This window comes from Cupriavidus sp. 01T418 (assembly GCF_056398885.1).
In genome coordinates, this window is the sequence record NZ_JBFTQG010000031.1 from 70,211 (window position 1) to 88,862 (window position 18,652).

General features: G+C 67.4%; 16 protein-coding genes. 7 read left to right on the top strand and 9 right to left on the bottom strand.

Annotation, left to right across the window (positions count from 1 at the left end):
- Positions 1-39: 39 nt before the first annotated feature.
- The 7 genes from AC1DQ3_RS25000 to coq7 form a co-directional block, all read right to left on the bottom strand.
- Complete coding sequence (locus tag AC1DQ3_RS25000) at positions 40-1,455, bottom strand: UDP-N-acetylmuramoyl-tripeptide--D-alanyl-D-alanine ligase (RefSeq protein ID WP_477122839.1); 1,416 nt, start codon at positions 1,453-1,455, stop codon at positions 40-42.
- Positions 1,452-2,999, bottom strand: coding sequence for a UDP-N-acetylmuramoyl-L-alanyl-D-glutamate--2,6-diaminopimelate ligase (locus tag AC1DQ3_RS25005; protein WP_477122840.1), 1,548 nt, complete (start codon positions 2,997-2,999; stop codon positions 1,452-1,454). Before AC1DQ3_RS25005 ends, AC1DQ3_RS25000 begins: the two co-directional genes overlap by 4 nt.
- Positions 2,996-4,795: a peptidoglycan D,D-transpeptidase FtsI family protein gene (locus AC1DQ3_RS25010; RefSeq protein ID WP_477122841.1), complete on the bottom strand. Its 1,800-nt coding sequence runs from the start codon at positions 4,793-4,795 to the stop codon at positions 2,996-2,998. Before AC1DQ3_RS25010 ends, AC1DQ3_RS25005 begins: the two co-directional genes overlap by 4 nt.
- Positions 4,792-5,115 (bottom strand): cell division protein FtsL, encoded by a 324-nt coding sequence (gene ftsL / locus AC1DQ3_RS25015; RefSeq protein ID WP_477122842.1) that lies wholly within the window; start codon positions 5,113-5,115, stop codon positions 4,792-4,794. Before ftsL ends, AC1DQ3_RS25010 begins: the two co-directional genes overlap by 4 nt.
- Positions 5,112-6,107, bottom strand: coding sequence for a 16S rRNA (cytosine(1402)-N(4))-methyltransferase RsmH (gene rsmH / locus AC1DQ3_RS25020; RefSeq protein ID WP_477122843.1), 996 nt, complete (start codon positions 6,105-6,107; stop codon positions 5,112-5,114). Before rsmH ends, ftsL begins: the two co-directional genes overlap by 4 nt.
- Before the next feature lie 7 nt (positions 6,108-6,114).
- Complete coding sequence (gene mraZ / locus AC1DQ3_RS25025) at positions 6,115-6,543, bottom strand: division/cell wall cluster transcriptional repressor MraZ (protein ID WP_477122844.1); 429 nt, start codon at positions 6,541-6,543, stop codon at positions 6,115-6,117.
- Positions 6,544-6,979: 436 nt separating this feature from the next.
- On the bottom strand, positions 6,980-7,603 hold the full coding sequence (gene coq7 / locus AC1DQ3_RS25030) for a 2-polyprenyl-3-methyl-6-methoxy-1,4-benzoquinone monooxygenase (RefSeq protein WP_477122845.1): 624 nt from the start codon (positions 7,601-7,603) through the stop codon (positions 6,980-6,982).
- Here coq7 and AC1DQ3_RS25035 point away from each other — a divergent pair.
- From AC1DQ3_RS25035 to AC1DQ3_RS25050, 4 genes are all read left to right on the top strand, one after another.
- The gene (locus AC1DQ3_RS25035; RefSeq protein WP_477122846.1) at positions 7,602-7,859 is read left to right on the top strand and encodes a hypothetical protein; all 258 of its coding nucleotides are present in this window, start codon (positions 7,602-7,604) and stop codon (positions 7,857-7,859) included. The genes coq7 and AC1DQ3_RS25035 overlap by 2 nt on opposite strands.
- An 82-nt stretch (positions 7,860-7,941) precedes the next feature.
- Positions 7,942-9,057 carry a porin gene (locus AC1DQ3_RS25040; protein WP_477122847.1) on the top strand — a complete coding sequence of 372 codons (1,116 nt, stop codon included), beginning with the start codon at positions 7,942-7,944 and terminating at the stop codon, positions 9,055-9,057.
- A 188-nt stretch (positions 9,058-9,245) separates the two neighbouring features.
- Entirely contained in the window at positions 9,246-10,262 is a 1,017-nt protein-coding gene (locus AC1DQ3_RS25045) for a Bug family tripartite tricarboxylate transporter substrate binding protein (RefSeq protein WP_477122848.1), read from the top strand.
- Positions 10,263-10,330: 68 nt separating this feature from the next.
- A complete protein-coding gene (locus AC1DQ3_RS25050) occupies positions 10,331-10,885 on the top strand; it encodes a MarR family winged helix-turn-helix transcriptional regulator (RefSeq protein WP_477122849.1) in 555 nt (184 codons plus the stop codon).
- Positions 10,886-10,930: 45 nt separating this feature from the next.
- Here the strand turns inward: AC1DQ3_RS25050 and AC1DQ3_RS25055 are convergent, their stop codons facing one another.
- Both AC1DQ3_RS25055 and AC1DQ3_RS25060 read right to left on the bottom strand, forming a co-directional pair.
- The gene (locus AC1DQ3_RS25055) at positions 10,931-12,613 is read right to left on the bottom strand and encodes a long-chain-fatty-acid--CoA ligase (protein ID WP_477122850.1); all 1,683 of its coding nucleotides are present in this window, start codon (positions 12,611-12,613) and stop codon (positions 10,931-10,933) included.
- Positions 12,614-12,803: 190 nt separating this feature from the next.
- A complete protein-coding gene (locus tag AC1DQ3_RS25060; RefSeq protein ID WP_477122851.1) occupies positions 12,804-13,499 on the bottom strand; it encodes a TetR/AcrR family transcriptional regulator in 696 nt (231 codons plus the stop codon).
- A gap of 206 nt (positions 13,500-13,705) precedes the next feature.
- Between AC1DQ3_RS25060 and AC1DQ3_RS25065 the strand changes: the two genes are divergently transcribed.
- The 3 genes from AC1DQ3_RS25065 (at position 13,706) to AC1DQ3_RS25075 (ending at position 18,630) form a co-directional block, all read left to right on the top strand.
- A complete protein-coding gene (locus tag AC1DQ3_RS25065; RefSeq protein WP_477122852.1) occupies positions 13,706-13,849 on the top strand; it encodes a hypothetical protein in 144 nt (47 codons plus the stop codon).
- Positions 13,850-13,897: 48 nt separating this feature from the next.
- On the top strand, positions 13,898-17,209 hold the full coding sequence (locus tag AC1DQ3_RS25070) for an acetyl-CoA carboxylase family protein (protein WP_477122853.1): 3,312 nt from the start codon (positions 13,898-13,900) through the stop codon (positions 17,207-17,209).
- Between the two features lie 158 nt (positions 17,210-17,367).
- Positions 17,368-18,630 carry a branched-chain amino acid ABC transporter substrate-binding protein gene (locus tag AC1DQ3_RS25075; protein WP_477122868.1) on the top strand — a complete coding sequence of 421 codons (1,263 nt, stop codon included), beginning with the start codon at positions 17,368-17,370 and terminating at the stop codon, positions 18,628-18,630.
- Positions 18,631-18,652: the final 22 nt, after the last annotated feature.

Genomic DNA, 18,652 nt, shown 5'->3' on the forward strand with positions numbered 1-18,652 from the left:
AATGACTGGTAAATGACTGGTAATAACTGCCAGTGACGATTAGTGCGGGGGAGTGTTTGCGACCAGCGCATCGACCATCCGTTCCATCCGCATGAACCGCGATCCCTTCACCAGTACCGCGCTGGCTGCCGCCACGGCACCGTCCTTGTCTTCCACCAACGCCTGGGCGAGGTCTTCTGCACGCTCGAAATGCCGGCCCCGCGCACCGAATGCCTTCACCGCATCCGCCACGGCCTGGCCGGTTGCCCATAGCGCCTCGATGCCGCGCGCGTTCGCGTAGGCGCCGATCTCCGCATGGAAGGCCGGCCCCTGGTCGCCCACTTCGCCCATATCGCCCAGCACCAGCAGGCGCGGCGCGGCAAACCCGGCCAATACGTCGATGGCCGCGCGCACCGAATCCGGGTTGGCGTTGTAGCTGTCGTCGATCACCAGCGTGCCGCCGGCTGCGTGCTTGACCTGCAGCCGTCCCTTGACGGCGGCAAACCCGGCCAGTCCCGCCTGGATTGCCTCAACGCCCACGCCGGCGCCCAGCGCACAGGCGACCGCCGCCAGCGCGTTGCGCACGTTGTGGGCGCCAAGCACCGACAAGCGGACCTCGAACGCGGTGCCGGGCGCGCGTACCTGCATCACTTGAACGCCATCCTCCAAATGCACGTCGGCGCCGACATCGGCGCTCGCATCCAGGCCGAACGACAGCACGCGGCGCTGGCCGGCGGCCTGCCGCCAGATGCCGGCATGCGCGCCGCCGCCCTCGGCGTCGAGCGGAAACACCGCCACGCCGTCGGCGGGCAATGCCGCGATGGCCGCCGCGTGCTCGTGCGCCACGGCCTCGACGCTCACCATGAACTCCTGGTGCTCGCGCTGGGCATTGGTCACCACGGCCACGGTGGGCTGGGCGATGCCAGCCAGGTAAACCGTCTCGCCCGGGTGGTTCATGCCCAGTTCGAGCACGGCCAGCCGGTGCGCGCGGCGCAAGCGGAGCACGGTCAGCGGCAGGCCGATATCGTTGTTCAGGTTGCCGCCGGTGGCGAGCCGGGCGCCCTCCCCTACCGCCGCGGCGAAGATCGCCGCGATCATTTCCTTGACCGTGGTCTTGCCGTTGCTGCCCGTCACCGCGACCGCGGGCAGGCTGAAACCGCGGCGCCAGCCGGCGGCCAGCTGGCCCAGCGCCAGGCGCGTATCGGGCACCACGATGGCGGGAATGCCAAGCCCGGCATCGGGCGCCCGCTCCACCACGACCGCGGCGGCGCCACGCGCCACCACATCGGCCAGGAAGTCATGCGCATCGAAGCGCTCGCCCTTGAGCGCGACAAAGAGGTCGCCGGGCTGGACCGTGCGGCTGTCGGTGAGCACGCGCGAGAAAGCACGGCCGGCCGCGCCATCCGGCCCGGAAATACGCGCGCCGGCGATCCAGCCGGCGGCTTGCTGCAAATCGGTCATGGTGAATTGGGTCATGCCGACACCCCACGCGTACCCAGCGTCAGCCGCACATGCTCGCGGTCGGAGAACGGACGCTTGCGGCCATGCACCTCCTGGGTGGCTTCGTGCCCCTTGCCGGCCACCAGCACCACGTCGGCCGCGGTGGCGTGCTTGATGGCGTAAAGGATGGCGGCGGCGCGATCCTCGATCAGGTGGGTATGGCCGCGGTCGTCGATACCGTCGGCGATGGCGTTGAGAATGTCCTGCGGGTCTTCGCTGCGCGGGTTGTCGCTGGTCAGCACGATCTCGTCGGCAAGGCGCTCGGCGACCGCGCCCATCAGCGGCCGCTTGATCGGATCGCGGTCGCCGCCGCAGCCGAACACGCACCACAGGCGTCCCTTGCGCGCCTGCGCCACGGGGCGCAGCGCGGCCAGGGTCTTTTCCAGCGCGTCCGGCGTGTGGGCGTAATCGACCACGGCCAGCGGCCCGTCCTGGCCGCCATGGCTGCCGCCGAACAGTTCCATGCGGCCATCGACCGGCTTGAGCGTGCGCAGCGCGTCGATGGCCGCAGCCCACTCGACGCCGTTGGCGAGCACCGCGCCGAGCACGGCGAGCAGGTTGCTGACATTGAACTCGCCGATCATCGGCGTGGCGACCTCGGCGCTGCCGAAGCTGCCGTCGACATGGAAGGCGGTTCCGGCAGCCGTGGCGCGCACACCGGTGGCGCGCAACCACTGGCCGCCCTTGCGGCTTGCGGCGCTGTCGCCGTCGATGCCGTATTCGATCACCTGCCCGGCCGCCAGCGCGCCCGTCAGCAGCCGCCTGCCCATGGCATCGTCACGGTTGATCACGGCGGCACGCAGGCCGGGCCACTGGAACAGCAAGGCCTTGGCCGCCTCGTACTCGGCCATGGTGCCGTGGTAGTCGAGATGGTCCTGGGTCAGGTTGGTCAGCACCGCCACCGCGAAGTGCGTGCCGGCCACCCGGCCCTGCTCGAGCCCGTGCGAGGACACTTCCATCGCCACGGCGCGCGCGCCGGCGGCGTTCAGCTCCGCCAGGCTGTCCTGCAGCTGGACCGCGTCGGGCGTGGTGAAACCGGTCGCCGTGAGCGCGTCCGGGAATCCGGTGCCGAGCGTGCCGATGGTGGCGCAGCGCTTGCCGGCCACCTGCAGCGCGCGCGCCAGCCACTGGCTGCACGAAGTCTTGCCGTTGGTGCCGGTGATGCCGGTCACCGCGAGGTCGCGCGCGCCGTTGCCGTACCAGCCCGCGGCGATCGGGCCGGCGAGCTGGTGCAGGCCGGACACGCCAAGGTGCGGCACGGCTTCGGCGTGCGGCCAGGCAAACCCATCGGCCTCGTAGACAATGGCGCTGGCGCCGCGGGCGATGGCCTGGGCAATGTGGGGGCGCGCATCGGTCGACAGGCGCTGGTTGCCGAGCACATAAGCGAGGAAGACATCGCCCTGGGTCAACCGGCGCGTGTCGCCGGTCAGCCTGGCGCCGGCAGGCGCGTGCTGGCGCAGCCACGCCAGCGCATCGCCGGCCTGCGCGGCCACTTCGAGGGGGAGCAGGTTCCGGCTCATTGGGTCGCGCTCCACGGTTCGCTTTCCTGCACCTTGTCGCTCACCACCAGCTGCCGGATCGGCGAGTCCGGCTGCACGTTGAGCGCGCGCAGCGCGCCGCCGGTAATCGCGGCAAAGGCCGGACCCGCTGCGGCACCGCCGTAATGGCTGCCGGAGGTAGGTTCGTCCACGCTGACGGCCACGATCACGCGCGGATTCGACATCGGCGCCAGGCCGATGAAGGAAGCGCGATACTTGCTGCGGTCGTAGCCGCGGCCAACGTGCTTGTAAGCGGTGCCGGTCTTGCCGCCCACCCGGTAGCCCATCACCTGGGCCTCGGGCGCGGTGCCGCCAGGCGCCGTCACGGTCTCGAGCATGGCGCGCACCTGGCGCGCCACCTCGGGCGACAGCACGCGCTCGCCAGTGACTTGCCCCCGGTTGCGGAACATGGTGACCGGAATCATTTCGCCGTCATGGGCGAAGATGGTGTAGGCATGGGCGATCTGGAACAGCGACACGGACAGGCCGTAGCCATAGGACATGGTCGCCTGCTCGATGGGCCGCCAGCTCTTGAACGGGCGCACCCGTCCGGCCACGGCGCCGGGGAAGCCGATCTTGGGCGCCTGCCCCAAGCCCACGCTCATATACATATCCCACATTTCCTGCGGCTTGAGCAGCATCGCGATCTTGGTCGTACCGATGTTGCTCGACTTCTGGATGATGCCGGCAACCGTCAACGCCCCGTAGTTGTGGGTGTCGCTGATGGTGGCGCCTTCGTAGTTGAATTTGCCGGCAGTGGCAAATACCGTCGACGGCGTCACGCGCTTGAGCTGCAACGCCAGGCCGATCGTGATCGGCTTCATCATCGAGCCCGGCTCAAAGGTATCGGTCAGTACCCGGTTACGCAGCTGCTCGCCCGACAGGCGGGAGCGGTCGTTGGGGTTGTAGGTCGGCCAGTTGGCCAGCGCCAGCACCTCGCCGGTCTGCGCGTCGAGCACCACGGCGCTGGCCGCCTTGGCCTTGCTGCGCTCGACGATGGCCTTGACCTCGTTGTAGGCCAGGTACTGGATCTTGGCGTCGATCGAGAGCTGCTGGTCCTCGCCGTCGCGCGGCGTCTTGAGGATGCCCACATCCTCCACCACGCGGCCGAGGCGGTCCTTGATCACCTGGCGCGCGCCGGACTTGCCGGCCAGCACGGCTTCGCGCGCCAGCTCCACGCCCTCCTGGCCGCGGTCTTCCACGTTGGTAAAGCCGACGATATGCGCCATCGCCTCGCCTTCCGGGTAGAAACGCTTGTACTCGCGGGTCTGGTGGATGCCTTCRATCTTGAGCGCGGCGATCTTGTCCGCGACGTCCGGCAACACCTGGCGCTTCAGGTAGACGAAGCTCTTGTCTTCCGTAAACTTGCGGCGCAGTTCCTTGTCGCTCATGTCGAGCAGCTTGCTCAACTGGCGGATCTTGTCCGCATCGATTTCGTCGGGCACGTCTTCGGGGACCGCCCAGATGGCCTTCACCGGGAGGCTGGTAGCCAGCACCAGGCCGTTGCGGTCGAGAATCTTGCCGCGCGTTGCCGGCAGATCAAGGGTGCGCTGGAAGCGCTTCTTGCCTTCGGCTTCATAGAACTGGTTGCCCGGGCCCTGGATCCACAGCGCGCGGCCGGCGAGCGCAACGAAGGCGGCGAACATCATGAACACCACCAGCTTGGAGCGCCACATCGGCAGGCGCAGGCCAAGCACGGGGCTGGCGGCAAACTGGCCGGTGCGCGGGCGCGACGGACTGCCGCGCCGGGCGTTTTGCGAGGGGCGGGAGATGGTCATGGCTTGCTCCCCTGCGGCGCGGCGGCCGCGGGCGCGCTGGCGGGCTGCGTATCGAACACCACGCCTGCCAGATATTGGGTCCTGCCGGCAAGCACCGGCGTCATCTTCAGCTGCGTGCGCGCCGCTTCGGCAATGCGTGCGCTCTTGCCAAGCGCGCTCTGCTGGTACTGCAGGCGCGACCAGTCCATGTCGAGCTGCTTTTCTTCCGCCTGCGCGCGCTCGTGGGCGACAAACAGGGTGCGGGCCTGGTGCTGCGCGCTCACCAGCGAGAGCGCGCACAGCATCAGGGCAGCCAGCAGGAAGAAGGTCAGGCGGTTCATGCGCGGCCCGCCTGTGTGGTGAATACGGCAGGCAGCTTCTCGGCCACGCGCATCACCGCCGAGCGCGCGCGCGGGTTGGCGGCGATCTCTTCGGCGCCCGGCTTGATCCGGCCGAGCAGCTTCAGCGTGGGCTGCGGCAACTGGTCCGCGCGAAGGGGCGCGCGACGCATGGCAGGATCGGCGTTCTGCTGCGGACGGGCGTGCGCCTGCATGAACCGCTTGACGATGCGGTCCTCAAGCGAGTGAAAGCTGATGACCACCAGCCGCCCTCCTGCCTGCAACAAGTCGTAAGCGGCGCTCAGGCCGCTTTCGAGGTCCGCAAGCTCTTGATTGACGTGAATCCGTAGAGCCTGAAAGGTGCGGGTCGCAGGGTCCTGACCCTTCTCGCGTGTTTTGACGGTTTTCGCCACGAGCGCGGCAAGCTCGGCAGTCGTAGTGAGAGGTCCGCCATGGCCGGGTTCGCTCCTGCGAGCAACAACCGCCTTTGCAATCTGTACAGCAAACCGTTCTTCCCCATAGTCCCGTATCACCCTTGCGATGTCTTGCTCGTCCGCTTGCGCCAGCCACTGCGCGGCCGTCACGCCGCGGGTGGTGTCCATGCGCATGTCCAGCGGTCCCTCGAAGCGAAAAGAAAACCCCCGCTCCGCGTCGTCGATCTGCGGCGAGCTGATGCCCAGGTCAAGCAGTATCCCGGCTACCTTGCCGCGCCCAGCCATGCGCTCCGACATCTCGGCGAAGCTGGTGTGCTCAATGGAGAAGCGGGCATCCTCGATGGTGCCCGCCTCTGCGATTGCTGCCGGATCCTTGTCGAAGGCCACCAGGGCCCCGGCCGGGTCCAGCCGGGCCAGTATTGCCCGGCTGTGCCCCCCTCTGCCGAAGGTGCCGTCCACATAGACGCCATCCGGCCGCCAGACCAGGGCTTCGACAGCCTCGTCCAGCAACACGGTGCGATGGCGCAGGGCGGTGGTCCCCGGCGATTGGGTTGAGCTCATGACCTCGTCAGAAAGAGAAGTTCTTCAATGCATCCGGCATGCCTTGCGCCATCGCCTGCTGTTCCTTGGCGGCGTAGGTCGCGGCATCCCAGACTTCGAAATGGCTGCCCATACCAAGCAGCATGACTTCCTTGTCGAGCATGGCGGCATTGCGCAGCTCGGGGGCAATCAGCACCCGGCCCGCGCCGTCCATGTCGACGTCGGCGGCATTGCCCAGGAAGATGCGCTTCCACCAGTGCGCATCCATCGGCAAGGCTGCAATGCGAGTACGGAAGTTTTCCCATTCAGGGCGGGGAAACAGCAGCAGGCAGCCGTCCGGGTGCTTGGTCAGCGTCACCCGGCCTTCGGCCTGTTGTTGCAGCGCTTCACGGTGCCGCGCCGGAATCGACATCCGGCCCTTGGCATCCAGTGACAGCGCCGATGCGCCCTGAAACAAGCTAGCTCCCGATCCGCGCCGGCATCGTTACCGCCGGTTGGCGCATGCATCCTTCGAATCCGACGCTGGACGATGATCCCACAGTCAGACAGCCTTTTCACACAAAAACACACTTCCTCACACTATTTCCCACTGTAGAGGAAGCGATTTGGCGGGTCAAGGCTCGCGGCATGGCAACAAACCGGTTTTTTTGAATCAGAACAATGACTTAGCGCGCACACTTCACGCACCGAAAAAGTGAATCCCTAATGAAATGAAGATCTTATGGAGGAAAGCAGAGAAACCACCTGAGAACAACAGAGGGAGGAACTGCCTGCAGCACGAAATTCAGCCACGCGGGACCGATGGAAGGATACAACGTTTTGAAGTCTACCCCGCTTGCGGACCGGTATCCATCGCCGTACCAAAGCGCGATCGGACCCCAATCAGATCCCGATCAGATCCGATAGGCGGCCGTGGTCATGATCCGCGAGGCCACCCGCATCATCGCGCGCACCGGCGCGGGCAGCGGCATGCCGCCTGCCTCGCGGGCGGCGGCACCGTGGCGGACCTCGTCGTCGCGCATCTGCTCCAGGATCGCGCGCGACCGGGCATCGTCGGCGGGAATCTGTTCGAGATGGCCATTCAGGTGCTGCTCGACCTGATACTCGGTCTCGGACACGAAACCCAGGCTGCCCCGGTCACCCGCGCGGCCCGCCGCGCAGCCGATGGCAAATGCACCGGCATACCAGAGCGGGTTGAGCAGGCTCGGACGCGAGCCAAGCTCACGCAAGCGCTCGGCGCACCAGCCGAGATGGTCTTCTTCCTCGCGCGCGGCCTCGTCCATCTGCGCGCGCACCTGCGCGGTCCGCGCGGTCAGCTTCTGGGCCTGGTATAGGGCCTGGGCGCAAACCTCGCCCACGTGGTTGACGCGCATCAGGCCGGCCACATGCCGGCGCTGCGCCGCGTCGAAGCCGTCCGCATCGGGCGCCAGATCCTCCGCGGGATTGGCGCGGCTGGCACGGGTGACGCCCGCGATCGCGCGCAAGGCCACATCGAATTCGCGAATCAAGTTATCCATGGATGCATCGCTGGTGGTTGCTCGGGACGGGCATGCCGCCCGCTCCCGCCGCGGCGGACACAACGTGTTTGAAACCGCCTCGGGATTTCCCGCATTGTACCGTGACCGCCTTGCGCGCCGCCCTCCAGCCAGCCCGCGCCAGGCCAGCGCCTGCCGCATCCGCTACTCCAAAACCCTGAGTTGCGAAAAGCTGACAAGGGCAGTCAACCCGATTGTGAAACGAAGGCGGTTTGTTACAGTATTTGGCAACTTCTGACGAAGTTGGGTAAGCGGTGCAAGGAGACTCAGGAGGTTTCTCCGCTTGACCACAAATAATTCCTACATGGAGATCATCGAGCATGAAAAAATCGCTTCTCGCGCTGGCCGCGCTGGGTGCATTCGCTAGTGCCGCACAGGCACAGTCCAGCGTGACGCTGTACGGCGTGGCGGATATAAACATCGAATACGTCAACCACCTCGGCGTCGCGCCGTCGGCGGCCAACGGCTTCAATACCGGCCGCGGCAATAACGTCTACCGCCTGTCGTCCGGCGGCCTGTCCGGCTCGCGTTGGGGCCTGCGTGGCGTGGAAGACCTGGGCGGCGGCCTGAAGGCGCTGTTCGTGCTCGAAAATGGTTTCGCCCTTGACAACGGCACGCTCCAGCAGGGCAGCCGCCTGTTTGGTCGTCAAGCGTACGTGGGTATTGAAAGCGCCCAGGTTGGCCGCTTCACCTTCGGCCGCCAGTACACCTCGATTTTCGACGTGCTCGCCAACTTCTCGCCCGCCGGCTACGCCACCCAGTATGAACCGGTGGTGGCCCAGCTTGGCCTGAACTTCCGCTCGGACAACACCGCCAAGTACACCGGCGTGTTCGGCCCGGTGACGGCGATTGCGCACTGGTCCTTCGGCAACGGTGTAGCAGGCAACGGCGAAGTCCCTGGCCAGTTCCGCCGCGATACCGGCTACGGTGCCGGCGTGGCCTACGCTGCCGGTCCTTTCGGCGCGACCGTCGCCTACGACCAGTACAATCCGACCCTGAGCGCGACCGGCGACACCGGCACCTTCAAGAAGGCGGCCGCGGCAGCCAGCTATGCCTTTGGCCCGGCCAAGATCATGGGCGGCTATCGCTGGGGCCAATCCAAGGGCCCTGGTGGCTCGCTCGTGCTTCGCGACGACTATTACTGGATCGGCGCCAACTACCAGGTCACCGCGCCGCTGGGTCTGACGCTGCAGTACAACTACGACAATGTCAAGAACCTCGGCGGCAACACCCACCTCGCCAACCCCTGGCAGATCTCCTTCATCGCCGACTACAACCTGTCCAAGCGTACCGATGTCTACCTGACCGCTGCGTACGCCAAGAACGCTGGCCTGAACTTCGACACCTCGGCCATCAGCTTCGCCAACGGCTACTTCCTCGGCAGCAACAACGACAACATGCTTGGCGTCGGCCTTGGTATCCGCCACAAGTTCTAAGCGCATCCGGGCTCTTTTGCACAGGCACCTTCGGGTGCCTTTTTTGTTTCTGGCGGCGCCTCGCATTCGCGCTTAGGGCATCACCTCATCGGCACATTGTTATGCCGACACTACAATGCAGCAACGTTTTCGGCCGCATTCAACATCGTGCCGTGCGGCCGCGGCAAACACCAACAAGGAGACAGTCCATGCACCGCATGCGCCGCCGCGCCACCCGGATGCTGCTAGCCACGATCGCCGGCACATGCCTGGGTGCCTTCGCCTGGCAGGGCCCCGCGCTAGCCGCCGACCCCTACCCCGCCAAGCCGATCCGGCTGGTGGTCCCGTTCCCGGCCGGGGGCACCACCGACATCCTCGCCCGCGCGGTGGCCGCCGAACTGTCGAAGCTGCAGGGCTGGAATGTGGTGGTCGACAACCGGCCCGGCGCGGGGGGCAACATCGGCGCCGACATGGTTGCCAAGGCGGCGCCGGATGGCTACACGCTGCTGATGGGCACGGTGGGCACGCATGGCATCAACCAGTCGCTCTACAGCAAGCTGCCGTTCGACCCGATCAAGGACTTCGCGCCCATCACCGAGGTGGCCTCGGTACCGAATGTGCTGGTGGTCAATCCGGCCTTCGCGCAGCAGAACCGCATCAACAGCGTCAACGACCTGATTACCTACGCGCGCGCCAATCCCGGCAAGCTGAATATGGCATCGAGCGGCAATGGCACTTCGATCCATCTTGCCGGCGAGCTGTTCAAGACCCAGACCCGCACCTTCATGGTGCATTTCCCCTACAAGGGCAGCGGCCCGGCGCTGACCGACCTGGCCGGAGGCACCATGCAACTGATGTTCGACAACCTGCCCTCGTCGATGGCGCTGATCAAGTCCGGCAAGCTCAAGGCGCTGGCGGTCACCAGCGCCAGGCCCTCCCCGGCTCTGCCCGGCATGCCGACGGTGGCCGAAGCGGGCCGCCTGCCCGGCTTCGAGGCCAGCTCCTGGTTCGGCCTGCTGGCGCCCGCGGGGACGCCGCACGACATCGTCGCGCGCATCCAGCAGGAAGTCGCCCGCTCGCTCGCCACGCCAGCCGTGCGGGAAAAGATGCAGGCACAGGGGGCAGAGCCGGTCGGCAATACGCCGGAGCAGTTCGCCGCCTTTATCCGCGCCGAGCACGCGAAGTGGGCCAAGGTCGTCAAGGATTCGGGCGCCAAGGTGGATTGATGCCTCCTGCGGTCCGTGGCGGCCCGCCAGCGCATATACTTGAGGCATCAAACAAACTGCGTGCCGCGATGCCCATCACACCTGCCACCGGAGCTGCCGGGATCCCCGGAAACTCCGGAATCTCCGGGATATCCGAAAAAGCCGGCGCCGAAGAAGCGCCGGTGGATCTCGAAACCCGTGCCGAAGACACCACCCACGACGCCCTGCGCCTGTGGCTGCGGCTGCTGACCTGCACCAACCTGGTCGAGTCCGACATCCGCTCGCGCCTGCGCCAGGATTTCGCCTGCACCCTGCCGCGCTTCGACCTGATGTCCCAGCTCGATCGCCACCCCGAAGGCCTGAAGATGGGCGAGCTGTCGCGCCGCATGATGGTCACGGGCGGCAACGTCACCGGGATCACCGACCAGCTCCAGCAGGAGGGCCTGGTCTCGCGCGAGGCGCTGCCCAGCGATCGCCGCGCCTACCTGATCCGGCTCACGCCGGCCGGGCGCACGGCGTTTTCCAGGATGGCGCGCGCGCATGAGGCATGGATCGAGCAGTTGCTCGGCGGCCTGCCACCAGCCGACCGGCGCGCGCTGTTCCGCCTGCTCGGCAGGCTCAAGGCCGGCCTGGTGAGCGCATGAACATCCGCGGCCCGGGACTGGCCGCGCCTGGCACTTTGCTGCTGCTCAGGCTGCCTTGCGGTTGTCGCGCAGTTCGCGGCGCAGGATCTTGCCCACATTGGTCTTGGGCAGCTCGCCGCGGAACTCCACATACTTGGGCCGCTTGTAGCCGGTCAGGCGTTCCTTGCAGAAGGCGATCAGCTCGGCTTCGGTCAGGCCGGGGTCCTTCTTGACCACGAACAGCTTGACCACTTCGCCCGAATGCTCGTCGGGCACGCCCACCGCCGCCACTTCCAGCACGCCCGGGCATTCCGCGACCACGCCTTCAATCTCGTTCGGATACACGTTGAACCCGGACACCAGGATCATGTCCTTCTTGCGATCGACGATCCTGGTGTAGCCGCGCGCATCCATCACGCCGATGTCGCCGGTCTTGAAGAAGCCGTCGGGCGTCATGACCTTGGCGGTCTCGTCGGGGCGGTTCCAGTAGCCGGCCATCACCTGCGGGCCGCGAATGCAGATCTCGCCAGGCTGGCCCAGCGGCACGTCGCGACCGTCGTCGTCGCGGATGGCGATGTCGGTCGAGGGGATCGGCAGGCCGATGGTGCCGGAGAAGGCGTCGGTATCGGTGGGGTTGCAGGTGGCCGACGGCGAGGTCTCCGACAGTCCATAGCCCTCGATGATCGGGCAGCCGGTCTTGGCCAGCCATTTCCTGGCCACCGCTTCCTGCACCGCCATGCCCCCGCCGTTGGCCACGCGCAAGCCGGAGAAGTCGACCTTGTCGATCTCCGGGTTGTTGATCAGCGCGTTGTACAGCGTGTTGACCGCCGGGAACATATTGAACTTGTACTTCTGCAGTTCCTTGATCAAGCCCGGGATGTCGCGCGGATTGGGAATCAGCACGCTCATGCCGCCGCTGCGCATGCCAAGCAGGCAGCAGACCGTCAGCGCGAAGATGTGATACAGCGGCAGCGCGGTGATGGTGATCACCTGGTCGATCGGCGCGCCCTTGTTCAGCGCCGGCTGCATCCAGGCTTCCGACTGCAGCACATTGGAGACGATGTTCCTGTGCAGCAGTACCGCGCCCTTGGACACCCCGGTGGTGCCGCCCGTGTACTGCAGGAAGGCGATGTCCTCCGGCCCGGTGGCGGCGGGCTGCAGCTGCATGCCGCGGCCCTCCTCCAGCACGGTATTGAAGCGCACGCAGTTCGGCAGCTCCCACTCCGGCACCATCTTCTTGACGTTGCGCACCACGAAATTGACGATCGTGCCCTTGAGGCCGCCCAGCAGGTCGCCCATGCTGGCGACCACCACATGCTTGACCGGCGTGGCAGGCAGCACTTGCTGCAGCGTGGTGGCGAAGTTCTCCAGGATGACGATGGCCTCGGCGCCGCTGTCCCTGAGCTGGTGCTCGAGTTCGCGCGGCGTGTAGAGCGGATTGACGTTGACCACGACAAGGCCGGCGCGCAGCACGGCGGCCAGCACTACCGGATACTGCAGCACATTGGGCATCATGATGGCCACGCGCGCACCGGGCTTGAGCCCGCGCGACTGCAGCCATGCGGCGAACTGGCGCGAGAGGCGGTCGAGCTCGCCGTAAGTGATCGACTTGTCCATGCAGACAAAGGCACGGCGATCCGCGTAGGTGCGCAAGGATGCCTCAAGCAACTCGGCCAGCGAGCGAAACTGGCTGCTATCGATCTCGGCGGGTACGCCGGCCGGGTAATGCTTCAGCCACAGTCTTTCCATGCCGTCTCCTGATTTCTGAATGATCGTTCGATTTTCGACAGATGCTAAACGTGCGGCCCGCGTAAAACAACACGTTAGATGAAGTCCTCTGGAAGCCGCTCACCTTTTGACGTGAAGCTTAGCGCACAGTTCAGGCGGGCTCGGGAATTCCCCTAGCGATCGGCACGGGAGAACGGCAAGCGCCAGGCCGCTAGGCGCTAACCGGCAACACCATTTTCATCATATTGGTAGCCAGCTGCTGCGCCAGCGCCTGCGCTTCCATGCGGCCGGGCTCGTGCCACGTGTACATGAAGCCGACGACGCTGCCGATTGCATGCGCGGTCACGCGCGCGTCGCCATAGCTGAAGACGCCGGTGCGCTTGCCCTCCTCAAGCAAGGCATAGAGGTCGCGGTAAAAGGCGCGCGCCATATTGCGCAGCCATGCCACCGTTTCCGGCCGCAGGTACTGGTTATCGCGGAAACTCAACGTGGCCGGCACATAGCAGGCGATGCAGCGGCGAGCCATTTCCAGCAGGCAGGCATGCAGGCGCTCGCGCACCGGCAAGGCCGGGTCCGCGGTCTCGCGGATGACCGGCAGGCAAGTCTGGGCCGACTCGCGGCAAAGGATATCGAAGATCTCGTATTTGTCAGTGAAGTAGTAATAGACCGCCGGCTTGGTCACGCCCAGTGCCCGGCACAGGTCGTTCATCGTCATGCCGGGATAGCCCTTGGTGTAGAACAGCTGGGCGGCGGTATCGAGAATCTGGCGGCGGCGGGCTTCCTGCCGCTCGGTGATATGCGGGCGGGCGGGGGCAGCGTCCGGTGTGGTCTCCGGTGCGATTTCCGGCTCGGCCCGGATGGCCTGGACGCCATTGGGGGCGGGAGCGGTTTTCTGAGCAGTCGGCATGACGCGATTCTCGCATGGCGCCGGGCCCCGGAAGGCCTGGCGGTCCTCGTAGACATGTTCCGCTCGCCCCCCGGCCACGGCGGGGTTCCGGCTTGACGCACGGCGGCGATGCCAATAGCATCATACCCAAGGGTACATAAATATACCAAAGAGTAAATTTCGCCAGCCCAACGGCTTGGCGGCCCACCAGCAAGGAGACATCGCCAATGGACGAGACCGCTTACCTGGCAGACCTGCATGCGCGCTGGCAGCGCGCTTGGCCCGAGCACACGCCGCGCGCGTCGCAGTATCCGCTGGGACGCCAGCCGCTCACGGAGATGGCTGCGCGGGCCGAGCGGTTGCCTGGCTGAGCCGTCCATGGTCTTCCTCTCTCCAGCGCTGTCCAACGCCTTCGCATCATGACGTTCCGCAAGCTACTGATCGCCAACCGCGGCGAAATCGCCATCCGCATCGCCCGCGCCGCCGCGGGCGCGGGGCTGGAGAGCATCGCCCTGTACAGCGAGGACGACCGCGACGCCCTCCACGTGCGCAAGGCCGACGGCGCCGTTGCGCTGCCCGGCACTGGTCCGCGCGCCTATCTCGATATCGCGCAGGTCGTGGCCGCGGCGACCCGCGGCGGCTGCGACCTGGTGCACCCCGGCTACGGCCTGTTGTCCGAGAACGCGGAGTTCGCCCAGGCCTGCCTGGATGCCGGCCTGGCCTTCGTGGGCCCCGCCCCGGATGTGCTGCGCCTGTTCGGCGACAAGGCCCGGGCGCGCGCACTGGCGCGGGAATGCCATGTACCCGTGGTGCCGGGTACCACCGGGCCCACCACGCGCGAAGCCGCGCACGCGTTCTTTGCCTCGCTGCAAGCCCAGGGCGCCGGCGCCGGCATGATGATCAAGGCGCTGGCCGGCGGCGGCGGACGCGGCATGCGCGCGGTGCACGCCGCGGCGGACATCGACGAGGCTTACGCCCGCTGCGTGTCCGAGGCCACGGCCGCGTTCGGCAATGGCGCCGTCTACGTGGAGCGCATCGTGCACGCGCCCCGCCATATCGAAATCCAGGTGGTGGCGGATGCCGCCGGCGGCGTGATCGCGCTGGGCGAACGCGAATGCAGCCTGCAGCGGCGCCACCAGAAGCTGGTGGAGGTGGCGCCCAGCCCGTCGCTGGACGATGCCATGCGCGCGCACCTGGCGCAGGCCGCGGTGACGCTGGCGCGCGCCAGCGCCTATCGCGGCATCGGCACGTTTGAATTCCTGGTGGGGGCAGACGGCGCGTTCTGGTTCATGGAGGCCAACCCGCGCCTGCAGGTGGAACACACCGTCACCGAGATGGTGACGGGCGTGGACCTGGTCCAGGTACAGCTGGCCCTCGCCGCCGGCACGACCCTGCCCCAGCTTGGACTGGCGCAGCCACCCGCGCCGCGCGGCATCGCGGTGCAGTTGCGCATCAACGCCGAGCACCTCGACGCGCGGGGGCAACTGCGCCCCGCCAGCGGCCGCATCGATGCCTATGAGCCCCCCAGCGGCCCTGGCGTGCGCGTGGACGGGGCCGGCCACGCGGGCATGACGGTCAACCCGCGCTTCGATTCGCTGCTGGCCAAGCTGATCGTGCATGAACCCGGCGGCAACTACGCGCGCGCGCTGTCCCACGCCTATCGCGCCCTGTGCGAATTCCGCATCGAGGGCATCGACACCAACCGCAGGCTGCTGCAGGACCTGCTGCTGCGCGAGGATGTGCGGCGCAATGACGTCCACACCCAATACCTCGATGCCGCGCTGCCGGCAATGGCGGCACAGGTGCTGGACGGCGACCAGGCCCATCCGGCGCTGCACGCGACAGGCGGCACCGCGAGCATCCAGGTGCCGGGCGCCGCGCAACTGGACGACCTGCCGGACGATGCCGAGTTGGTCACCGCACCCATGGACGGCGCGCTGGCCGCGGTGCAGGTGCACCCCGGCGACATCGTGCGGCGCGGTCAATCGCTCGCCATCATCGAAGCGATGAAGATGGAGCATCCGCTGGAGGCGCCGGTAGCGGGCGAAGTGCTGCGCGTACTGGCCGCGGCCGGCGATGTGCTGCGCGCCGGTGCGCCGGTGATCGCGCTGTCGGCGCACGACGGCAGCCACCATGCGGTGGATGCGGGCGCCGCCGTGGATCCCGCCCATATCCGCGCCGACCTGCGCGACGCGCTGGCCCGCCAGGCACTCACGCAAGACGCGGCGCGCGCGCAGGCGGTGGACAAGCGTCATCGCCAGGGCGGACGCACCGCGCGGGAGAACATCGCGCAGTTGTGCGATGCCGACTCCTTCATGGAATACGGTGCGCTCGCCATCGCCGCGCAGCGCCAGCGCCGCAGCGTCGAAGACCTCGAACGCGCGACGCCGGCCGACGGCATCGTCACTGGCATCGGCACGGTCAATGCCGCAAGGTTCCCCGCGGCCGATGCACGCTGCATGGTGCTGGCCTACGACTACACGGTGCTGGCCGGCACGCAGGGCTTCTACGGCCACAAGAAGCTGGACCGCATGCTGGCGCTGGCGCGCCAGTGCCGCTTGCCGGTGGTGCTGTTCGCCGAAGGCGGCGGCGGGCGGCCCGGCGATACCGACATGCCGGTGGTAGCCGGGCTGGACTGCACATCCTTCATCCAGTTCGCGCGGCTCTCGGGCCAGGTGCCGCTGGTGGGCATCGTCTCCGGCCGCTGCTTCGCAGGGAATGCCGCGCTGCTGGGGTGCGCCGACGTGATCATCGCCACGCGCAGCGCCACCATCGGCATGGGCGGCCCGGCCATGATCGAAGGCGGTGGCCTGGGCGTCTTCGCGCCCGAGGAAGTCGGCCCGGTGAGCGTGCAGGCGCCCAACGGCGTGATCGACGTGCTGGTCGAGGACGAGGCCGCGGCGGTGGACGCGGCACGCCGCTACCTCTCCTACTTCCAGGGCGACCTGCCCGACTGGGGGGCGGGTGACGCCCGCGCCCTGCGCCACCTGATCCCGGAGAACCGGCTGCGCAGCTACGATATGCGCAACGTGCTCGCCGCGCTGGCAGATCACGATTCCGTGCTGGAACTGCGCGCCGCTTTCGGCGCCGGCATCATCACCGCGCTGATCCGCATCGAGGGGCGCGCCTTCGGCTGCATCGCCAACAACCCGCGGCACCTGGGCGGCGCCATCGATGCCGCGGCGGCGGACAAGGCCGCGCGCTTCATGCAGTTGTGCGATGCGCACGGCTTGCCCATCGTGTCGCTGTGCGACACGCCCGGCTTCATGGTGGGACCGGAGGCCGAGAAAACCGCCACCGTGCGCCACGTGTCGCGGCTATTCGTCACCGCCGGCGCACTGCGTGTGCCCTTCTTCACCGTGGTGCTGCGCAAGGGCTACGGCCTGGGCGCGCAAGCCATGGCCGGCGGCAGCTTCTCCGCCCCCTTCTTCACCGCGGCATGGCCCAGCGGCGAGTTCGGTGCGATGGGCATCGAGGGATCGATCCGGCTGGGCTTTCGCAAGGAACTGGAAGCGGTGGCCGATCCGGCCGAGCGCGCAGCGCTGTTTGCGCGTATGGTGGATGCGGCCTACCAGCGCGGGCGCGCGCTTAACATGGCGAGCCACCTGGAAATCGACGCGGTCATCGATCCGGCCGACACGCGCCACTGGCTGCTGCGCGGACTGGCTTCGGTGCCGCCATTGCGCGAAACGCCGCACGGCGAGTCGCGGCGCTTTATCGATACGTGGTGATGCCGGGCAAGGCGATGGCACTGCCATCCCGCCACGCCCCGCCCCGACAAGAGTGAGAGTGAGTGAGAGAGGGAGACAGACAAGCCATGCCCCATGACTTGAAACACGCCGCACCGGGCGCCACCGCCGGGATCGCCACGCGCGCAGCCGGGGTACTGATGCGCTGCGCGGCCGCCTTCGCGCTGGCCGCGGCCTTGCCGCTGCAGGCACAGGCGCAGGCCCCCGCCCAGACCCCCGGCGCGCCCGCCATCAAGGTGGCGTTCATCGACGAGTTGTCCGGACCGCAGGCCAACGTCGGCCAGATCTTCCAGGCCAACCTGAAGTTCGCGCTCGACGACGCCAATGCCCAGGGCGGCGTGCTGGGGCGCAACTACGAGCTGCTCAGCTATGACAACAAGCTCTCCCCGCAGGCAAGCCTGACGGCACTGCAAAGCGCGATCGATGCCGGTGTCCACGTGGTATTCACCGGCGCCTCCGGCTCGCCGGTGGTGACCGCGCTGGTGGAGGCCGCCAACCGGAATAACGAGCGCAACCCCACGCAGCGCATCCTGATCATCAACTACGCCGCGCTCGACCCCGACCTGACCGGGGCGCGCTGCAGCTTCTGGCATTTCGCCACGGAAGCGAACACGGCGATGAAAATGCGCGCCCTGGCCAACTTCGCGCGCGAGCAAAAAAGCATGCACAAGGTGTACCTGCTCAACCAGGACTACACCCAGGGCCGCATCTGGGCCGCGCTGGGCCGGCAGATGATCGCCGGCGCGCGGCCCGACGTACAGTTCGTCGGCGAGGCGCTGCACCCGCTGGCCAGCGTCAAGGACTTCGCGCCCTATGTCAGCAGGATCAAGGAAAGCGGCGCCGATACCGTGGTCACGGGAAACTGGGGCCAGGACCTGAGCCTGCTGATCAAGGCCGCGGGCGAAGCCGGCTACGAGCTGAACTACCTGAACCATAGCGGCGGCGGCGCGCCCGGCACGGTGCTGGCCGTGGCGCAGGCCAGGAACGCGCACCTGACATGGGTGGCAGAGTACCTGCCCAACGGCGACGACCCGGTACTGGCGGCGCTGGCGGCCCGGGTGAAGCAAACCCCTGCCGGCGAGTACTTCGCCCCGCGCGTGCTGATCGCCGTGCAGATGCTCAGCGAGGCGATCCGCCGCGCGAAAACCGACGACCCCACCAGCGTGGCCTTTGCGCTGGAAGGCATGCAATACCAATCGCCCGTGGGGGAAGTGCTGATGCGCAAGAGCGACCACCAGCTGCTGTTGCCGCAGGTGGTGTCAACGATCGCGCCGGTGGACGGCAAGACCGTCAAGGTTGGCGTGGAAGGCACGCAGTACGGCTTCCGCCTCGACGGCGTGACCGCGGGGCGGGACCTGAACCTGCCGTCGGCCTGCCGGATGAAACGCCCGGCGGGCGCCTAGCCTGGCGGCTCGGGAGCCGGCC

Bases quoted from the DNA above. Each gene is read 5' to 3' on its own strand.
- AC1DQ3_RS25000 (WP_477122839.1), bottom strand. From the start codon at position 1,455: ATGACCCAATTCACCATGACCGATTTGCAGCAAGCCGCCGGCTGGATC.
- rsmH (WP_477122843.1), bottom strand. From the start codon at position 6,107: ATGAGCTCAACCCAATCGCCGGGGACCACCGCCCTGCGCCATCGCACC.
- AC1DQ3_RS25075 (WP_477122868.1), top strand. From the start codon at position 17,368: ATGCGCTGCGCGGCCGCCTTCGCGCTGGCCGCGGCCTTGCCGCTGCAG.
- AC1DQ3_RS25040 (WP_477122847.1), top strand. From the start codon at position 7,942: ATGAAAAAATCGCTTCTCGCGCTGGCCGCGCTGGGTGCATTCGCTAGT.
- coq7 (WP_477122845.1), bottom strand. From the start codon at position 7,603: ATGGATAACTTGATTCGCGAATTCGATGTGGCCTTGCGCGCGATCGCG.
- AC1DQ3_RS25035 (WP_477122846.1), top strand. From the start codon at position 7,602: ATGGATGCATCGCTGGTGGTTGCTCGGGACGGGCATGCCGCCCGCTCC.
- AC1DQ3_RS25005 (WP_477122840.1), bottom strand. From the start codon at position 2,999: ATGAGCCGGAACCTGCTCCCCCTCGAAGTGGCCGCGCAGGCCGGCGAT.
- AC1DQ3_RS25045 (WP_477122848.1), top strand. From the start codon at position 9,246: ATGCACCGCATGCGCCGCCGCGCCACCCGGATGCTGCTAGCCACGATC.
- AC1DQ3_RS25065 (WP_477122852.1), top strand. From the start codon at position 13,706: ATGGACGAGACCGCTTACCTGGCAGACCTGCATGCGCGCTGGCAGCGC.
- AC1DQ3_RS25050 (WP_477122849.1), top strand. From the start codon at position 10,331: ATGCCCATCACACCTGCCACCGGAGCTGCCGGGATCCCCGGAAACTCC.
- AC1DQ3_RS25055 (WP_477122850.1), bottom strand. From the start codon at position 12,613: ATGGAAAGACTGTGGCTGAAGCATTACCCGGCCGGCGTACCCGCCGAG.
- AC1DQ3_RS25070 (WP_477122853.1), top strand. From the start codon at position 13,898: ATGACGTTCCGCAAGCTACTGATCGCCAACCGCGGCGAAATCGCCATC.
- ftsL (WP_477122842.1), bottom strand. From the start codon at position 5,115: ATGAACCGCCTGACCTTCTTCCTGCTGGCTGCCCTGATGCTGTGCGCG.
- AC1DQ3_RS25060 (WP_477122851.1), bottom strand. From the start codon at position 13,499: ATGCCGACTGCTCAGAAAACCGCTCCCGCCCCCAATGGCGTCCAGGCC.